The 16,851-nt window shown below is 43.3% G+C and carries 19 protein-coding genes; 10 read left to right on the forward strand and 9 right to left on the reverse strand.

The features are described from left to right. Positions 1-24: 24 nt before the first annotated feature. The 3 genes from recR to AY607_RS12220 are packed head-to-tail and all read right to left on the reverse strand — an operon-like array spanning position 25 to position 2,180. Complete coding sequence (recR, locus tag AY607_RS12210; RefSeq protein ID WP_064095313.1) at positions 25-621, reverse strand: recombination mediator RecR; 597 nt, start codon at positions 619-621, stop codon at positions 25-27. A gap of 13 nt (positions 622-634) precedes the next feature. Next, complete coding sequence (locus AY607_RS12215) at positions 635-964, reverse strand: YbaB/EbfC family nucleoid-associated protein (RefSeq protein WP_004731251.1); 330 nt, start codon at positions 962-964, stop codon at positions 635-637. 28 nt (positions 965-992) lie between these two features. Next, positions 993-2,180 carry an O-succinylhomoserine sulfhydrylase gene (locus tag AY607_RS12220; protein ID WP_064095312.1) on the reverse strand — a complete coding sequence of 396 codons (1,188 nt, stop codon included), beginning with the start codon at positions 2,178-2,180 and terminating at the stop codon, positions 993-995. 142 nt (positions 2,181-2,322) lie between these two features. On the opposite strand from AY607_RS12220, the gene AY607_RS12225 reads away from it, so the two are divergent. From AY607_RS12225 to AY607_RS12270, 10 genes are all read left to right on the forward strand, one after another. Further along, complete coding sequence (locus AY607_RS12225) at positions 2,323-3,420, forward strand: alpha/beta fold hydrolase (RefSeq protein WP_064102659.1); 1,098 nt, start codon at positions 2,323-2,325, stop codon at positions 3,418-3,420. Positions 3,421-3,489: 69 nt separating this feature from the next. Further along, positions 3,490-4,362, forward strand: a complete 873-nt coding sequence (locus AY607_RS12230; RefSeq protein WP_064102660.1) for an NAD(P)-dependent oxidoreductase — start codon at positions 3,490-3,492, stop codon at positions 4,360-4,362. An 86-nt stretch (positions 4,363-4,448) separates the two neighbouring features. Continuing rightward, the gene (locus AY607_RS12235) at positions 4,449-4,718 is read left to right on the forward strand and encodes a YARHG domain-containing protein (protein WP_064095309.1); all 270 of its coding nucleotides are present in this window, start codon (positions 4,449-4,451) and stop codon (positions 4,716-4,718) included. Between the two features lie 31 nt (positions 4,719-4,749). Then, positions 4,750-5,163, forward strand: a complete 414-nt coding sequence (locus AY607_RS12240; protein WP_064095308.1) for an HIT family protein — start codon at positions 4,750-4,752, stop codon at positions 5,161-5,163. Positions 5,164-5,476: 313 nt separating this feature from the next. Next, positions 5,477-6,529, forward strand: a complete 1,053-nt coding sequence (locus AY607_RS12245) for a porin (RefSeq protein WP_064095307.1) — start codon at positions 5,477-5,479, stop codon at positions 6,527-6,529. A 435-nt stretch (positions 6,530-6,964) separates the two neighbouring features. Then, positions 6,965-7,156, forward strand: coding sequence for a cytochrome oxidase putative small subunit CydP (gene cydP / locus AY607_RS12250; protein ID WP_004645265.1), 192 nt, complete (start codon positions 6,965-6,967; stop codon positions 7,154-7,156). Continuing rightward, positions 7,156-8,742 carry a cytochrome ubiquinol oxidase subunit I gene (locus AY607_RS12255; RefSeq protein WP_064095306.1) on the forward strand — a complete coding sequence of 529 codons (1,587 nt, stop codon included), beginning with the start codon at positions 7,156-7,158 and terminating at the stop codon, positions 8,740-8,742. The genes cydP and AY607_RS12255 overlap by 1 nt, the downstream gene beginning before the upstream one ends. After that, complete coding sequence (cydB, locus tag AY607_RS12260; protein ID WP_004645267.1) at positions 8,739-9,884, forward strand: cytochrome d ubiquinol oxidase subunit II; 1,146 nt, start codon at positions 8,739-8,741, stop codon at positions 9,882-9,884. The genes AY607_RS12255 and cydB overlap by 4 nt, the downstream gene beginning before the upstream one ends. 25 nt (positions 9,885-9,909) lie before the next feature. Next, entirely contained in the window at positions 9,910-10,011 is a 102-nt protein-coding gene (gene cydX / locus AY607_RS12265) for a cytochrome bd-I oxidase subunit CydX (protein ID WP_004278713.1), read from the forward strand. Between the two features lie 3 nt (positions 10,012-10,014). After that, on the forward strand, positions 10,015-10,317 hold the full coding sequence (locus tag AY607_RS12270; protein ID WP_004278714.1) for a cyd operon YbgE family protein: 303 nt from the start codon (positions 10,015-10,017) through the stop codon (positions 10,315-10,317). Positions 10,318-10,469: 152 nt separating this feature from the next. On the opposite strand, the gene rodA is transcribed toward AY607_RS12270, so the two are convergent. The 6 genes from rodA to AY607_RS12300 all read right to left on the reverse strand — a co-directional run bounded on the left by rodA (position 10,470) and on the right by AY607_RS12300 (position 16,672). Further along, positions 10,470-11,609 carry a rod shape-determining protein RodA gene (rodA, locus tag AY607_RS12275; protein WP_064095303.1) on the reverse strand — a complete coding sequence of 380 codons (1,140 nt, stop codon included), beginning with the start codon at positions 11,607-11,609 and terminating at the stop codon, positions 10,470-10,472. 113 nt (positions 11,610-11,722) lie between these two features. Next, entirely contained in the window at positions 11,723-12,436 is a 714-nt protein-coding gene (gene ispD, locus AY607_RS12280; protein WP_064102661.1) for a 2-C-methyl-D-erythritol 4-phosphate cytidylyltransferase, read from the reverse strand. Further along, the gene (gene ftsB, locus AY607_RS12285) at positions 12,405-12,794 is read right to left on the reverse strand and encodes a cell division protein FtsB (RefSeq protein WP_064095301.1); all 390 of its coding nucleotides are present in this window, start codon (positions 12,792-12,794) and stop codon (positions 12,405-12,407) included. Before ftsB ends, ispD begins: the two co-directional genes overlap by 32 nt. 13 nt (positions 12,795-12,807) lie before the next feature. Further along, on the reverse strand, positions 12,808-14,097 hold the full coding sequence (gene eno / locus AY607_RS12290) for a phosphopyruvate hydratase (RefSeq protein WP_064095300.1): 1,290 nt from the start codon (positions 14,095-14,097) through the stop codon (positions 12,808-12,810). 45 nt (positions 14,098-14,142) lie between these two features. Continuing rightward, the gene (gene kdsA, locus AY607_RS12295) at positions 14,143-15,000 is read right to left on the reverse strand and encodes a 3-deoxy-8-phosphooctulonate synthase (protein WP_064102662.1); all 858 of its coding nucleotides are present in this window, start codon (positions 14,998-15,000) and stop codon (positions 14,143-14,145) included. A 31-nt stretch (positions 15,001-15,031) separates the two neighbouring features. After that, positions 15,032-16,672: a CTP synthase gene (locus tag AY607_RS12300; RefSeq protein WP_064102663.1), complete on the reverse strand. Its 1,641-nt coding sequence runs from the start codon at positions 16,670-16,672 to the stop codon at positions 15,032-15,034. Between the last annotated feature and the right edge of the window lie 179 nt (positions 16,673-16,851).

The raw sequence follows: 16,851 nt of genomic DNA on the forward strand, positions 1-16,851 counted from the left end.
TATCGAAAAAAGATAATTAATATTTTACTTAATTCGCATACGATTATGCACAGCCTGACTCAAAGTGTGACTATCGACATATTCCAGTTCTCCGCCTTGCGGTACACCTTGTGCGATACGGGTCATCTGGATTGGCAAATGTTTACTGGCTTCTACCAGATAATGTGCCGTGGCCTGCCCTTCAACTGTCGCATTGGTGGCCAGAATCACTTCTTTGACCCGCCCCTGACTCAAGCGTTGCAACAAATACGGAATACCAATTTCTTCCGGACCAATCCCGTCAAGTGGAGACAGATGTCCGCCCAATACATGATATTTACCACGAAAACTGCCGCTTTGTTCAATCGCCATCACATCTGCCGGAGATTCCACTACGCACAGCAGTTCATCATCACGATCAAGAGACGTACAGATATTGCAGACTTCATCTTCAGTAAGTGAATGACAGATCGAGCATTCATGAATGTGGTTGGTTGCCTCAGTCAAGGCATGTGCCAGACCTACTGCACCCTCACGATTTTTCATGATCAAGTGCAATGCCATGCGCTGAGCCGATTTCGGCCCCACGCTTGGCAATATGCGTAATGCTTGAACCAGTTGATCAAAACGATCACTAAACATTGCGCATTCTTCCTTAGAACATGCCAGCCAAGCCAGGTGGTAAACCCATGCCCGAATTTGCTGCTTTCATTCTTTCATCAGAAACCAGTTCTGCCTGACGCGCTGCATCATTCATTGCAGCTGCAATCAGGTCTTCAATCATGTCTGGATCATCCTGAAGTAATTCTGGATTGATTTCGATACGCTTTACTACATTACGGCAAGTCATAGTCACTTTCACCAGACCACCACCCGCTTCCGCATGCACTTCAGTTTGTGCCAGCTCTTCCTTGGCTTTTTTTACGTTATTTTCAACTTCTTTTTGCATACGCTGAGCTTGCTGCATCAACATGTTAATGTTCATAAATATCTCCGAACATAAATTTATAAAATTAGATAAGATCTAAACCGCGAGTAATATCACGAATAATATCACCAATCTCTTCCAAACCAACAGAAACGCGAATTAAACCTTCACGGATACCTGCTGCCGCCTTGGCTTCTGGAGACAGTTTGCCATGAGTCGTGGTTGCCGGATGAGTAATAGTTGATTTCACATCACCCAGATTACCAGTAATTGAAATGAACTTGGTATTGTCAATTACTGTCCAGGCGCCTTCACGACCACCTTTCACTTCAAAAGACACGATACCGCCAAAACCGGTTTGCTGTTTTGCTGCCAGTGCATGACCAACATGTTCAGGCAAACCTGCGTAATACACTTTTTCAACTTTCGGATGCGCATTCAGAAATTCCGCCAGTTTTTGAGCACTGGCAGAATGTTCACGCATACGTAAGCGTAGCGTTTCCAAGCCTTTTAGGAACACCCAGGCATTGAACGGGCTCATTGACGGGCCGGTAGTACGCACATAACCGAAGATTTCTTCCAGTACCTTGTGATTACCCACGACTGCACCGCCTAATGCACGACCCTGACCATCAAGGTACTTCGTAGCTGAATATACAACGAGGTCAGCACCAAATTTGATTGGTTGTTGTAATACTGGGGTACAGAAGCTGTTATCAATGGCCAGCAAAGCATTATTGGCATGGGCAATATCTGCCAGGGCTTGAATGTCTGCCACTTCTGCCAGCGGATTGGATGGAGACTCTACAAAAAGTAATTTGGTTTCAGGCTTGATGGCATTTTTCCAGGCATCCAGATCAGTCAAGTCGACAAAATCAACTGCTACACCGAATTTAGCAACATATTTTTCAAATAAAGAAACGGTGGAACCAAATACTGCACGTGAACAGATTACATGATCGCCTGCTTTCAAAAATGCCATTGCTACTGCCATAATCGCTGCCATACCTGAACTGGTGGCAACGGCGCGCTCTGCACCTTCTAAAGCAGCCAGACGCTTTTCAAACATGGCAACGGTCGGGTTAGTAAAGCGAGAGTAGATATTACCCGGCTCTTGGCCTGAAAATTTTGCGGCAGCTTCTGCGGCATTTTCATAAACAAATGACGATGTTAGAAAAATCGGTTCGCCATGCTCACCCTCAAAGCTACGGGTGTGACCAGTACGGATGGCTAAAGTTTCTAATTGGTAGTTAATATCGTCTTGCTGGCTCATCACTTTACTTCAGCCCTAAGGCTGCCTTTTGTAAAAAATTGCCAACATTTTGAGCGCCTAAGCTATTTCAGGTCAAGGCATAATAAGCGATTATTGCTTAGACTTCGATCAATCCTTCCGCGGATACGGATATTTTATTTACATGATTCAGTTAAAACAAAATTTTCAGCGTCAGCAAAAAAAATTGAAACACCTCAAGACCCGGGTGTTTAATGCCTCCTCACTGATTCTGTCGCAAAAAACCCTTTTTGAATATATTGCTGGCACCCAGTTTTACAAAATCCGATATTACGCCTCACCCGACAAAAAATATAAGGAACCATTGGTCTTTATTGCTCCCCTGGCCGTTAATATGGATATCTATGACCTGTATCCCTATCGTTCACTGGTCAAGCATTTTCAGCATAGCGGTTTTGATGTCTATCTGGTGGAGTGGAAACGTTTTGACTTTAAGCATCGTCATCTGAACTTTTTATCTTTTATCGATTCTGCTATTCCCCAGTCTATTGAAACGATCTGCAATCATTCAGGTAGTCAGCTGATTTCCCTACATGGCTGGAGTATGGCAGGCGTATTTGTCACGCTTTATACCGCCCTGCATTCGCCGGAACATGTCAAGAATCTGATCGTAGTCGGCAGTCCGATTGACAGTTATGCTTCAGGACGTGTCGGCAAACTGTTTTCTACAACCAATAAACTGATTTCTAAAAATAAAAATCTAAAACAGGCCATTCATCAAGGGCTGATTCCAAAACAGTATATTCATACACCGGGTATTTTAAATGCCTTGGGCTTTAAATTACTTGACCCGATTGGCTGGTTCAAAAGCCAAAAGCGGTTTTTGCTAAATCTTGATCGTGCCGAAGATGTCTATGAACACGCAACTATGGGAAATTTCCTGAATAAAATGATCGATTATCCAGGTGGGATTAATCAGGACATGATGCTGCATTTGTGGCTACAAAATCCATTAAAGCAGGGTTCTATTACTTTGAATGGTCGTACCATTGAGCTCAAGAATATTAGCTGCTCCCTTTTGGTAGGTGCAGGTCAAACTGACCAGATTGTGACAGAATCATCCGCCAGACCATTGCTGGATTTGACAAGTAGCCAGGATAAGACGTTTACTCTGATTCCAGGCGGTCATCTCGGCCTGATGTCCAATCAGAAAACAGCCAATACATTCTGGCCAAAAATGACGACCTGGCTGGTGCAACGCTCAAAACGTCTCGACGCTTAAAGCAGATTTAAGTACCAGTAAAAATATTCAAACTTATCAATATATTTATACATATGCAGAGGGTACAGCATGATTCAGTCAGTCGCATTTATCGGCTTAGGTGCAATGGGTTATCGTATGGCAGCACATTTACCCAAGCATTTTGATACGGTCTATGTCTGGAACCGTACTTTCAACAAGGCAGAAGAGCATGCTGCTGAATATGGCACCCAGGCTGTTAGCCTTGAACAGGCTGTTCAGGCAGATGTGATTTTTTCCTGCCTGCCAACCAGTACCGATGTAGAGCAACTTCTGGAAGATTTACCGCTTAAATCCGGCTCAGTCTGGGTCGACTGTACCAGTGGTGTACCGGATTCAGCGCAAAAACTGGTAGTACAACTGGCTGAACGTGGGGTGATTTTTCTGGATGCACCTGTCAGTGGCCAGACCATTGGTGCTGAAAATGGTACTTTAACTGTGATGGTGGGTGGCAATGTACAGGGTTATGAACATGCTCTCCCTGCGATGCGGGCTTTTGGCAAACTGATCAAGCATGTGGGTGAATCTGGTGCGGGTTTTGCTGTGAAGGCGGTAAATAATATGTTAATGGCTGTAAACCTGTGTGCCGTTGCTGAGGGCTTTACTACCCTGAAAGCACATGGAGTAAATCTGCATGAAGCACTAGATTGCATTAATGCTTCAAGTGGGAAAAGCATGGTGACCGAAACCGTATTGCCACAGCGGATTTTAAATCGAAGTTTTCCTGTAACCTTTGCCCTGCCACTTCTGGCCAAAGACACCGGGATTGCAATCGATCTCGCCCGCGAAGCCAAACTTTCTGCACCTGTGTTATCTTTAACCCAGAACCTGATTCAGGCAGCTAGCGATCTATCGGATAAAAACAGTGATTTTTCCAGTGCTGTAAAAATGTATGAATCATGGAGTAATATTACCATTGAGTAATATCTCGCCATTGAATAATGATAACGAAACCTCATATTGTGACTGTTAAGCAGGTACAAATAGTGGATAACCCAGAGGAAACTCTCATGAAGAAATTTTCTGTTGCAGCATTGATTGGCTTTGCAACTTTGTTCGGGGCTTCAACATCGGTTCTTGCATCTGAACAAGAGTGCAAAAAATTAAAAAATGATCACGACGTAATTTACGCGTCTAAAGGTTTCTGTTTCAAAGATCCTGAAGCAAAAGCCAAGTTCGGTAATGATAATTGTTATACAACCAAGCCAAAATTCTCGGAAAAAGAGCAACAACGTCTTGACGCGATCAAAGAACGTCAGAAAGAATTGAACTGTAAATAATTCAGTTTAATGACGCTCAAGGAATGTACTTATGACTTATGATGATCAGAATATTTTTGCACGAATTCTACGCGGTGAACTTCCTGCGATAAAAGTGTATGAAGATGACCAAGTTCTTGCATTTATGGACATCATGCCTCAGGCAGACGGTCATACACTGGTAGTTCCGAAGACTCCTGCAATCACTTTACTGGATTTGCCACCTGAAGCGGCTGCTTATACGATTCAGATCGTACAGAAAGTTGCAAAAGCCATTGAAAAAGGTTTAGGGGTAGATGGCATCGTACTGATGCAGTTATCTGGCGCTGCAGCGGGTCAGACGGTACCGCATATACATTTTCATCTGGTGCCAACCTCTTTACACAATCTTGGCAAACATGCTGTGCAGATGGGCGATCAGGAAAAAATCAAAGCCTTGGCCGAGAAAATCAAAGCTGCCCTTTAAGAAATTCTTAACATCCAAAAATGGAGCTTCGGCTCCATTTTTTTCGCCCTCATCGTGCATTTTAATTTACGCTTTAGAAAAGCTGATAAAAAATACCAAGACAAAATTTTGAATAGTAATAATTTTTAGAACACAAATTCGCCCATCCTCAATGTTCTTACAAAACGAAACATTTAATAGATTTGAAATATTTCCTTAATCTTACTGTCTTATTTGTAATTAATACTTAGCACCAATACAGGACGGTAGCAAAATTTAACAAAGCTACCACAACACCTTTGTTAGGACCAAAAAAGTCTTATTGGAGCTACACATGAAAAAAACTCTTTGCGCATTAGCAGTTGGGGCAACAATTTTAACACCGGTCATGGCAGCTGCTGCTGATGTTAAAGTGTATGGTCGCGCACACGTTTCTTTAGATTATCTGGATGATGGTGCAGATTATAATGAAGTGGGGCTTTCTTCAAATTCTTCACGCTTAGGCTTTAAAGCTGAACAAGAATTAGAAAACGGAATGACTGTTTTTGCTCAAATTGAACAAGAAATTAACTTTTCTAGTGGTTCTGCAAATGATGATCTCGAATTTGCAACCCGCGATACTTTTGTCGGTTTAAAAGGTGACTTTGGTCAAGCACGTGTAGGTCGCTTTGACAGCCCGTTTAAAGTTGCACGTGGCCCGGTCAATTTTTTTGGTGACATGGTTGGTGATATTCGTAATGTCACCCGCGCTGGCAACTTACGTTTTGATGAACGTAATGCCAATACGATTGAATATAAATCACCTAAATTTGCTGGCGGTTTCAATGTGTTGGGGGCTTTGTCACTTCATGAAGCAAATAGCCCGGACGCCACTAAAGATGGCGCTAAAGACAAAGACAAGGCATACGACCTCGCTTTAACCTATAAAGAAGGTAAAGTTGATTTCGCCGCTGCATATGAACATTACGAAGAAGAAGCTGCCCGTGGTGAGCGCGATGGTTTCCGTATCGCAGGTGCTTACAAAATCACACCTGAATTCAACCTGGGTGGTTTATACCAATTCCTTCAACACGATAACTCTGAAGCAAACCCAGATGCACAAGTATTTGGTGTAGCCGGTGAATATAAATTTGCACCAAAAACCTCATTCCGTGGTGAAGTATTCCACCGCGATGTCGATGCTGATGATGCGAATGCAACTTTGCTGGCAATCGGACTTGAGCACCGTTTAGATCCAACAGTTCGCATTTATGGCAACATAGCAACTGTACTAAATGATGAAAACTCAAACCTTACCCCTTGGGCACAAGGTCGTACCAATACTGTAGGTGGAGTACGCGGTGAAGACAGTTTAGGACTTTCCCTAGGCATGCGTTACGACTTCTAAGTCCAGTCCCCCTCACAAAGCTTAAAAAGAACATGCCTCCAGCATGTTCTTTTTTTGGCGTGTTTTTTATCAATATAAAATGATGTGAAAGATTGTGACATTGATATTCACCCCTTATAAAACCAACCAAAATAGTTTGATTAATTTTATTCTTTATTTTAAAACCAAGCATTTTAATCAGATTAAAAAGTATTAATCCAACTAAAACAATCTACATTCGAATATATAAATATAAGCATTTTAGTCGGATTTAAAAACCAATAAAATTACATAAAATAATAAAAAATATTTAGAATAAATTTTAACTCATATAAATATATATTTATTATTTTCAAATACTTATAAATATATATTTATTTAAACTGTATCGTCTATTTATTTTTTAGTTACAATAGATTAATAATATACAACAAGTCATATAACAGGCTTAGTCGAATGAGCTTAGTTCCCAAAAATCTAAACCAGAGAGTGGTTAGAGAAATAACCGCCATTTTAATTATCAAGGTTATTTTACTAATGATAATTAAAAATATCTGGTTTGATGCGCCTACGATTCCTAAAAATTTTGATAACCAAGTCGCCGAGCGTATCGCCGGCAATCCTTCCCAAATCCAGGAGACACGTTGATGATTTCTGAAAGCGTGGTCGATCTCTCGCGGTTCCAGTTCGCCATGACCGCGATGTATCACTTTATTTTTGTTCCACTGACGCTAGGTCTGGCATTTCTGCTTGCCATTATGGAAACCACCTATGTGATTTCCGGCAAAGAAATCTATAAAGACATGACCAAGTTCTGGGGAAAACTGTTTGGTATTAACTTTGCCTTAGGGGTAACCACCGGCCTGACCATGGAGTTCCAGTTCGGAACCAACTGGGCGTATTACTCGCATTATGTCGGTGATATTTTCGGTGCACCGCTGGCGATTGAAGGTTTGATGGCCTTCTTCCTTGAATCGACGTTTATTGGCTTGTTCTTCTTTGGTTGGGATCGTCTTTCCAAAGTGCAACATCTGGCCGTAACCTGGCTGGTAGCTTTAGGCTCGAACATGTCCGCACTCTGGATTCTGGTCGCCAATGGCTGGATGCAAAACCCGGTCGGTTCGGCATTTAACTATGAAACCATGCGTATGGAAATGGTGGACTTTGCTGCACTGATCTTTAACCCGGTCGCTCAGGTTAAATTTGTGCATACCGTATCTGCGGGTTATGTCACAGGTGCCATCTTCGTACTGGCTATTTCAAGTTACTACATGCTGAAAAAACGTGACCTGCCTTTTGCACGCCGTTCTTTTGCCATTGCAGCTATCTTTGGGCTTGCTTCTACACTTTCAGTGATTTTACTGGGTGATGAATCAGGTTATGAGCTGGGCGATGTACAAAAAACCAAACTGGCAGCAATTGAAGCAGAATGGGATACTCATCCTGCACCTGCGCCATTTACTTTGTTCGGTATCCCGAATAAGGAAACCATGACTACAGATTATGCAGTGAAAATTCCTTATGTGATGGGTCTGATTGCCACACGTTCTACTACAGAACAAGTCACAGGTATTAAGGACCTGCTGGTTCAGCATGAAGCGCGTATCCGCAATGGTATGGTGGCCTATTCGCAACTGGAAAAATTACGTGCTGGTGATCAGTCTCCAGAACTAAAAACCGCTTTTGAAGAAAGCCAAAAAGACTTAGGTTACGGTCTGCTTCTGAAAAAATACACGCCAAATGTCGTTGATGCCTCTGAAGAGCAAATCAAAGCAGCCGCTAAAGATACCATTCCACACGTACCAAGCCTGTTCTGGGCATTCCGTGCCATGGTGGCTTCTGGCTTCTTGATGCTACTTCTATTTGCACTGGCAACTTTTGCGGTAGCAAAACGTAATGCTGAAAACAAACCATGGTTATTGAAATTTGCTTTATTTGCACTGCCTTTACCTTGGGTTGCTGCGCAAACTGGCTGGTATGTAGCAGAAGTAGGTCGTCAACCATGGACTATTGGTGAGGTATTACCGACGCATCTTTCAGCATCAAGCTTAAGCACAGGTGATGTCTGGGGTTCAATCCTTGCATTGGCAGCATTCTATACCGTGTTACTGATTATCGAGATGTATCTGATGATCAAGTTCTCACGTCTTGGCCCAAGCTCACTGCATACTGGTAAATACCATTTTGAAAAGCTTGCAGCTGCAGAAAAGTCAAATGGGGAGACTCAAGCATGATCGAATATGAATTATTAAAAATCATTTGGTGGGTGCTGGTCGGCGTATTGCTGATTGGCTTTGCCCTCACCGACGGCTTCGATATGGGCTCCATGGCGATCATGCCATTTGTGGGCAAAAATGATAGCGAGCGCCGTGCAGCGATCAATACCATTGCGCCGCACTGGGACGGTAATCAGGTCTGGTTTATTACTGCCGGCGGTGCGTTATTCGCTGCCTGGCCAATGGTCTATGCAACTGCCTTCTCCGGCATGTACTGGGCCCTGCTACTGGTCCTGTTTGCCCTGTTTCTGCGTCCGGTTGGCTTTGACTATCGCTCAAAGCTGGAAAATACCAAATGGCGCAATTCATGGGACTGGGGTCTAGCCATTGGCGGTGCAGTACCTGCCTTGGTTTTCGGTGTGGCATTCGGCAACATGTTCCTCGGTGTACCATTTACTTTAGATGAAACTGTACGTTCTACTTATACTGGTAGCTTCTTTGCCCTGCTTAATCCGTTTGCAATTGTCTGTGGTCTGGTCAGCTTATCGATGCTGTGTGCACATGGTGGTGCATGGTTAATGCTGCGTACAGATGGTGACCTACGTCAGCGTTCTGCCAAAGCAACACAAATCATGGGTCTGGTTTATCTGGTTACCTTCCTGGCTGCAGGCGCTTGGCTGTACTTTGGTGGTATTCAAGGCTATACCCTAGTTACACCTTTTGATACCAATGGTGTTGCTAATCCGCTCGCAAAAGAAGTATTGACCAATGCCAATCCAGGCTGGATGAACAACTATTCGACTTATCCAATCACGATGGCAGCGCCTATTGCCGGAATTTTGGGTGGCTTGATCATTGTCTTGGCAGCAGGTAAAAACAAAGCAGGCTTGAGCTTCCTAGGTTCATCTCTGGCTGTCATCGGTGCCATCCTGACTGCCGGTTTTGCCCTGTTCCCTTTCCTGATGCCTTCAAGCATTAACCCGGTTGCAAGTCTGACTATGTGGGATGCGGTATCTAGTAAAAATACCTTAACCGTTATGACCGTTGCTGCCTGTATCTTTGTTCCACTGATCCTCATCTATACCACCTGGTGTTATTACAAGATGTGGGGCGTGATTACCAACAAACACATTGAAGATAATTCACATAGCCTGTACTAAGGCTATGTCTTAAGGAGAGACAACTATGTGGTATTTTGCTTGGATTCTGGGTGTACTGATGGCGTGTTTTGCCAGTGTAATTGCTGCCATTTACATGGAACAACATCAAGACCTGGATGAGGAATAAAACATGACCGAAGCTGCGCTTGAGAAAACCGTTGTAGACAAGAAACCAAACAAATTTGCGATGATGATTTCCTGCCTCCTGGCTTTTCCTCTCGCAGCCGTGTTATTGGTTCATCCTTCCGCAATGCTGGATGCCAATGGTGAATATAGCCATAGTGCCATGATGTATATTATGATTGGTATTTCTGGAGGCTTTGTCCATGGTGTGGGCTTTATGCCGCGCCACTGGTTCTGGAAATGGCTGTTTAGTCCATTTTTAGCCTGGCCTTTAATGATCTGGGGCTATTACACCTGGTTTCTCAGTTAAAGTATTAAATTAAAAAAGCCCTCAAATGAGGGCTTTTTTAATTTAATACGAGTTCTAGAATATTCTTTTTTTCTTCTGGCCCAACTGGATTTTTAAAACAACTTATCTTAAGTCTATAAGAAAGCCGGAAAAAGTCCAACTTTTAGAATAATTTATCGATGGGTATGAATCGACATCACAATGCCCATCCCGGCCAGCATGGAAATCACTGCCGTTCCACCATAACTCATCAGCGGCAATGGATCTCCAGTTACAGGTAAAATCCCGCTCACCATGCCTGAGTTTAAAAATACAAAGAAGAAGAAAGTCAGTCCCATGGCTCCAGCATATAAACGGCCAAAGTTATGAAAGCTGTTTAAACCAATCATCAAACAGCGAATAATAATGGCAGTGAATAAACTGAACAGCAGGAAAACACCAATAAAACCGAATTCTTCGGCATAGGTCGACATAATAAAGTCAGTATGATGTTCAGGGAGATAACCCAAATGCGATTGCGTACCTTCAGTATAGCCTTTACCTGTGGAACCGCCTGAACCAATGGCGATTTTGGACTGGATAATATTCCAGCCCGCGCCCAAGGCATCTGACTCCGGATCGAACAACGTGGTGATACGTTTTTTTTGATATTCCTGTAGTACGAACATCCATGCAGCCGGAGCTGCCACGGCTACTGCCGCCGCTGCACCACCAATCAGACGCCACGACATCCCACTTAAAAATAGAACAAAAATACCGGGAATCACCAAACCAATATTCAAATCAGGCTGAAGTGCCACTAAAACAAATGGTATCCCCAATAAAATCAAAGCCCCGACAATATGCAAAAATTTGGGAGGAAACGGCTTGCGTGCAAAATACCAGGCCATCATCAAAGGCATCGCAAATTTCATCACCTCACTCGGTTGCATACTTCCTACCCCTGGCAAGGTAATCCAGCGGGTTGCACCTAAACGTTTTTCACCAATCACAAAGACCAGAAGCAGCATGAATATTCCGAAGGCATACAGGTATGGACTAATCGCCTGATAGACTTTCGGTGGAATCTGCGCACAGATAAACAGCAGCACAAAGCCAATTCCGAAACTGATCGCCTGACGCACCACCATGCCAGAGTCTTCGGAGGTCGCGCTATACACCACCATTAAACCCAGGATTGCATTCAGAATCAGAAAGCACAATAACCACGGATCAAGGTGCAACTTGGTCCATCGAGATGAATCTTGCGGGTTAATACTACGTCCATCACGCAAAGAATGACGTAAAAACCGATACTGCTGTGAAGGTATCATTGGCCAGAAGGTGAAAAAAGAATGATGGCAAAATTATAAGTGAAAGCCATAGGGAATAGATCGCCATAGCCAGATTTATTCTGCTTTTATTTAAATTTTATTTGAATACATTTTTACGCCTGAGCTTGTAAAATCAGCCTGGCGAGTTCCAGATCATCCGGATAAGTAATTTTAATATTATCAGAACGCCCCTGCACTACTTGCACTGATTCACCCATATGTTCCAGCGCACTAGCTTCATCGGTAATGGTCACACCATCTTTCAATGCCTGTTGAATAGCACGCTTCAAGACTCCCAGTTTCGCCATTTGTGGAGTTTGTGCCTGCCAGAGCATCGAGCGATCGACCGTTTCCTCAATATCAAAACCAGTCATGACCCGTTTCAGGGTATCTCGTACCGGAATCGCCAAAATTGCAGCCTGATCCTTGGTCATCGCCGCATTGACTAACTGCTGAAGACAATCCTGACTAACACAGGGACGTGCCGCATCATGTACCAGCACCCAGTCATCTTCAGAAGTGATTTGAGATAAATAAGTCAATGCATTCAACACGGAATTCACCCGCTCGGCACCACCCTGACAAAAATGGGCCTTCTCCAGGCTGGAAAATGGCAGGGTTTTCGCCACGTTGTCCTGTTCACCAATCGCCAGAACATAACCCGCCAAAGGCAGTTGATTTAGACGTGCCACCGTATGTTCAAGAACTGTCTGCTCCTGAATCATCTGGTATTGTTTCAGCTCTGTTTTAGAGAAACGGCTACCGGAACCTGCAGCTGGAAGAATGGCCCAAAGTTTAGGGTGTGGTTGGTACTTCAGCTGACTCATTGGTTCGCAGGTCTACTTTAGAATTGGGATTAAGATAGATCGGTTTATATTGGGTGCTGATGGTACTCATTTGAACAAAAGTTTCATGAGGCTTAATCAGGCCAAGATCTAAACGTGCATGCTCTTCGATGGCTTCAATACCATTCTTCAAATCATAGACTTCTGCTGCGAGAACGCGATTACGTTCTTTTAGCTCTTCATTTAATTCTACTTGTTGCTGGATTTTCTGGGTCAGTTGCTGATGATCATGATAACCACCTTCACCAAACCAGTATAAATATTGAAACCCTGCGATCAGAACGATCGCAAGGCCCAACAGTACTTTACTCATCAAAGAGTCGAATACATTTAATAACATTGACATAAGTCGCTTAGTTCAAACCCTTGAACTCAGCTTTACCGCGATATGCAGCATGAGTCAATTCTTCAATGCGAAGTAATTGATTATATTTTGCTACACGGTCAGAACGGCAAAGTGAACCTGTCTTGATTTGACCCGCTGCTGTACCCACTGCAAGATCTGCAATCGTTGAATCTTCAGTTTCGCCTGAACGGTGAGAAATCACTGTAGAATAACCATTTGCTTTCGCAAGATAGATTGCATCTAGAGTTTCAGTTAAGGTACCGATCTGGTTGTATTTGATCAGAATCGAGTTAGCGACTTTCTCATTGATACCACGTTGCAGGATTTTCGGATTCGTTACAAACAAATCATCACCCACCAACTGGATCTTGTCGCCAAGGATAGAAGTCAGGTAAGACCAACCTTCCCAGTCAGATTCGTCCAAACCATCTTCGATTGAAATGATTGGGTACTGGTTCACCAGACCAGCAAGGTAATCAGAGAACTGGTTGCTTGTGAATGCTTTGTTGCCTTCACCTGCAAGGATATACTGACCATCTTTGTAGAATTCTGAAGATGCACAGTCAAGTGCAAGCATGATGTCAGAACCTGCTTTGTAGCCAGTCTTTTCAATTGCTTCTAGAATAACAGTAATTGCTTCCTCGTTTGAACGAAGGTTCGGCGCGAAACCACCTTCATCACCTACAGCAGTGTTCAAACCTTGTTTCTTTAAAACCGATTTCAAAGAATGGAAGATTTCAGCACCTGCGCGTAACGCTTCAGAGAATGAAGTGAAGCCTACAGGCTCAATCATGAACTCTTGGATATCAACGTTGTTATCTGCGTGTGAACCACCATTCAGGATGTTCATCATTGGAACAGGCATGGTTAAAATGCTGTTATTACGAAGGTCTGCGATGTATTGGAAAAGTGGAACTTTCTTTTCTTCAGCAGCAGCACGCGCAGCAGCAAGAGAAACTGCCAAAGTTGCGTTTGCACCTAGTTTTTCTTTATTTTCAGTACCATCAAGCGCGATCATCGTGTGATCAATGTCTTTTTGCTCGAATACTGACTTACCAATTAACGCTTCACGAATCAACGTGTTTACGTTGTTCACCGCAGTTTTAACGCCTTTACCCAAGTAACGCGCTTTATCGCCATCACGAAGTTCTAAAGCTTCACGAGAACCAGTTGAAGCACCAGATGGTGCACATGCACGGCCAACTACGCCAGATGCTAAGATAACGTCTGCTTCGATGGTTGGGTTACCACGAGAGTCCAAAATTTCACGTGCACGAATGTCAACGATTTGACTCATGAACAATTCCTCAGTTGATTGAATAACAGGATGCTTAAAACTGCATCAATGGGTATCTAATTTTTCAAATCCTTTCACTAAAGTATCCAGCTCTTTGAGTTGAGCGAGGAATGGCTCTAGTTGAGATAAACGCAAGGCACAAGGACCATCACATTTTGCCACATCCGGATTTGGATGGGCTTCCAGGAACAAACCTGCAAGACCTGTTGCCATACCGGCACGTGCCAGTGTAGTAATCTGGGCACGACGACCGCCGGCAGAGTCAGCACGACCGCCTGGCGTCTGTAAGGCATGGGTGACATCAAAGAATACTGGCACATTCATTTCTTTCATGACGTCGAAGCCCAACATGTCTACAACCAGATTGTTATAGCCAAATGATGAACCGCGTTCACAAAGAATCAGCTTGTCATTTCCCGCTTCCAGACACTTATGCAGAATATGGCGCATTTCGTGCGGAGCCAGGAACTGGGCTTTTTTGATGTTGATGATGGCATCCGTTTTTGCCATCGCTTCAACCAGGTCAGTCTGACGACTTAAAAATGCAGGAAGCTGGATAATGTCAGCAACTTCCGCCACAGGAGCCGCCTGATACGGCTCATGTACATCAGTGATGATTGGCACATTAAAGTGTTTTTTAATGTCTGCTAACCACTCGAGACCTTTTTCCAGGCCAGGCCCACGGAATGAGTTCAGGCTTGAACGGTTGGCTTTATCAAAACTTGCTTTAAAGACATATGGAATATCTAGACGTTTGCAGATATCAACATAAGTCTCTGCAATTTCAAAAGCCAGGTCTTTAGACTCGAGTACGTTCATGCCGCCGAATAGTACAAATGGCAAGTGGTTTGCCATTTGTATATCGCCTAAACGTACAATTTCTTGTGGTTTTAATTGTGACATTTAAACTTCCTAGTTGTGTCTTAAACTCGCATTATTTGGTTTTTTGGTACTGCTTTTTTGCAGCATCAATGAAACTGGCAAATAATGGATGTCCATCACGTGGCGAGCTGGTAAATTCCGGGTGGAATTGTACTGCAATAAACCAAGGATGTGCAGGAATTTCAACAGTTTCTACCAGATGTTGTACCGGAGAATAACCAGAAATCTTCATGCCTTTTTCTTCCAGCACTGGGATATAACGGTTGTTCATCTCGTAACGGTGACGGTGACGCTCGATGATTTCTTCAGAACCATAAACTTCTGCAGTTTTAGTTCCTGCAACCAGTTCAGATTTTTGCGCACCTAGACGCATCGTGCCACCCAGATCTGAGTCAGCAGAACGTTGCTGAACTTCACCGCGCTCATCTAACCATTCAGTAATCAGACCAATCAATGGAGATTTGGTTGAACGGTTAAATTCAGTTGAAGTTGCATCTGCAATACCCGCAACATTACGTGCATATTCGATCACAGCCAACTGCATACCCAAGCAAATACCGAGGAACGGCACACCGTTCTCACGTGCGAATTGAATCGCCTTCATTTTACCTTCAGTACCGCGCTCACCGAAACCACCTGGAACCAGAATCGCATCAGCATCTTTCAATACATCTGCTACATCTTGGCTTTCAAGCTCTTCAGCATTTACGTAGTCAATCTGAACTTTCACACGGTTTTGAATACCCGCATGTAGAAGTGCCTCATTTACTGACTTATAGGCATCTGGAAGTTCAACGTATTTACCAACCATTGCCACACGAACCGTGTATTCAGGGTTTAGTAAGGCTTCTACCACATTATCCCAATCTGTTAAATCAGCTTCAGGAAGATCGTTAAAACCAAAACGTTCACAGATTAAATCATCAACATTTTGTTCGTAGAATGTACGTGGAATCTGGTATATCGAACGTGCATCTTTACATACCACAACGGCACGTGCTTCAACGTTAGTAAATAATGCAATCTTACGCGTTGTATCGGCATCTACATCGTACTCTGTACGACAGATCAGAATGTCTGGCTGAATACCAATCGACAGGAGTTCTTTAACAGAGTGCTGTGTTGGTTTGGTTTTTAATTCTGCTGCAGACTTAATGTATGGGAGTAACGTTAAGTGCATTAACATGGTACGTTTATGACCAAGTTCAACCATCAACTGACGTACAGATTCCATGAATGGGAGAGATTCAATGTCACCTACAGTACCGCCGATCTCTACGATCGCAACGTCATAACCTTCGCCTGCACGAAGTACACGCTCTTTGATATTGTCAGTAATGTGTGGAATAACTTGCACAGTACCGCCTAGATAGTCACCACGGCGTTCTTTGTTCAGAACATCCTGGTAAACACGGCCTGATGTGAAGTTATTTAGTTTGGTCATTTTCGCACGACGCAAGAAACGTTCGTAGTAACCCAAGTCTAAGTCTGTTTCAGCACCATCTTCTGTAACAAAAACTTCACCATGCTGGAATGGGCTCATTGTCCCTGGATCGACATTAATGTATGGATCCATTTTTACCATGGTCACTTTTAAACCACGAGCTTCTAAAAGTGCAGCAACAGAAGCAGCTGAAATACCTTTACCTAGTGATGAAACTACACCACCAGTAACGAAAATAAAATGGGTCATTGGGTTTCTCGTACAATCGAGCCTAAATCGGCCTGCAATGTTGCGCAATTTTACTTTACCTTGTACCTAGAAAGCAAAGTCAATCCGCATCAATTCAAAGAACAATAAACAATTGACTATTCTAACAGCAATTCCCCTAAAAAATTACAGTAAGTTCATATGATTTCTATCTTGCATTT

The sequence above is a fragment of the Acinetobacter sp. SFA genome (genome assembly GCF_001647535.1).
Lineage (GTDB): Bacteria > Pseudomonadota > Gammaproteobacteria > Pseudomonadales > Moraxellaceae > Acinetobacter > Acinetobacter pecorum.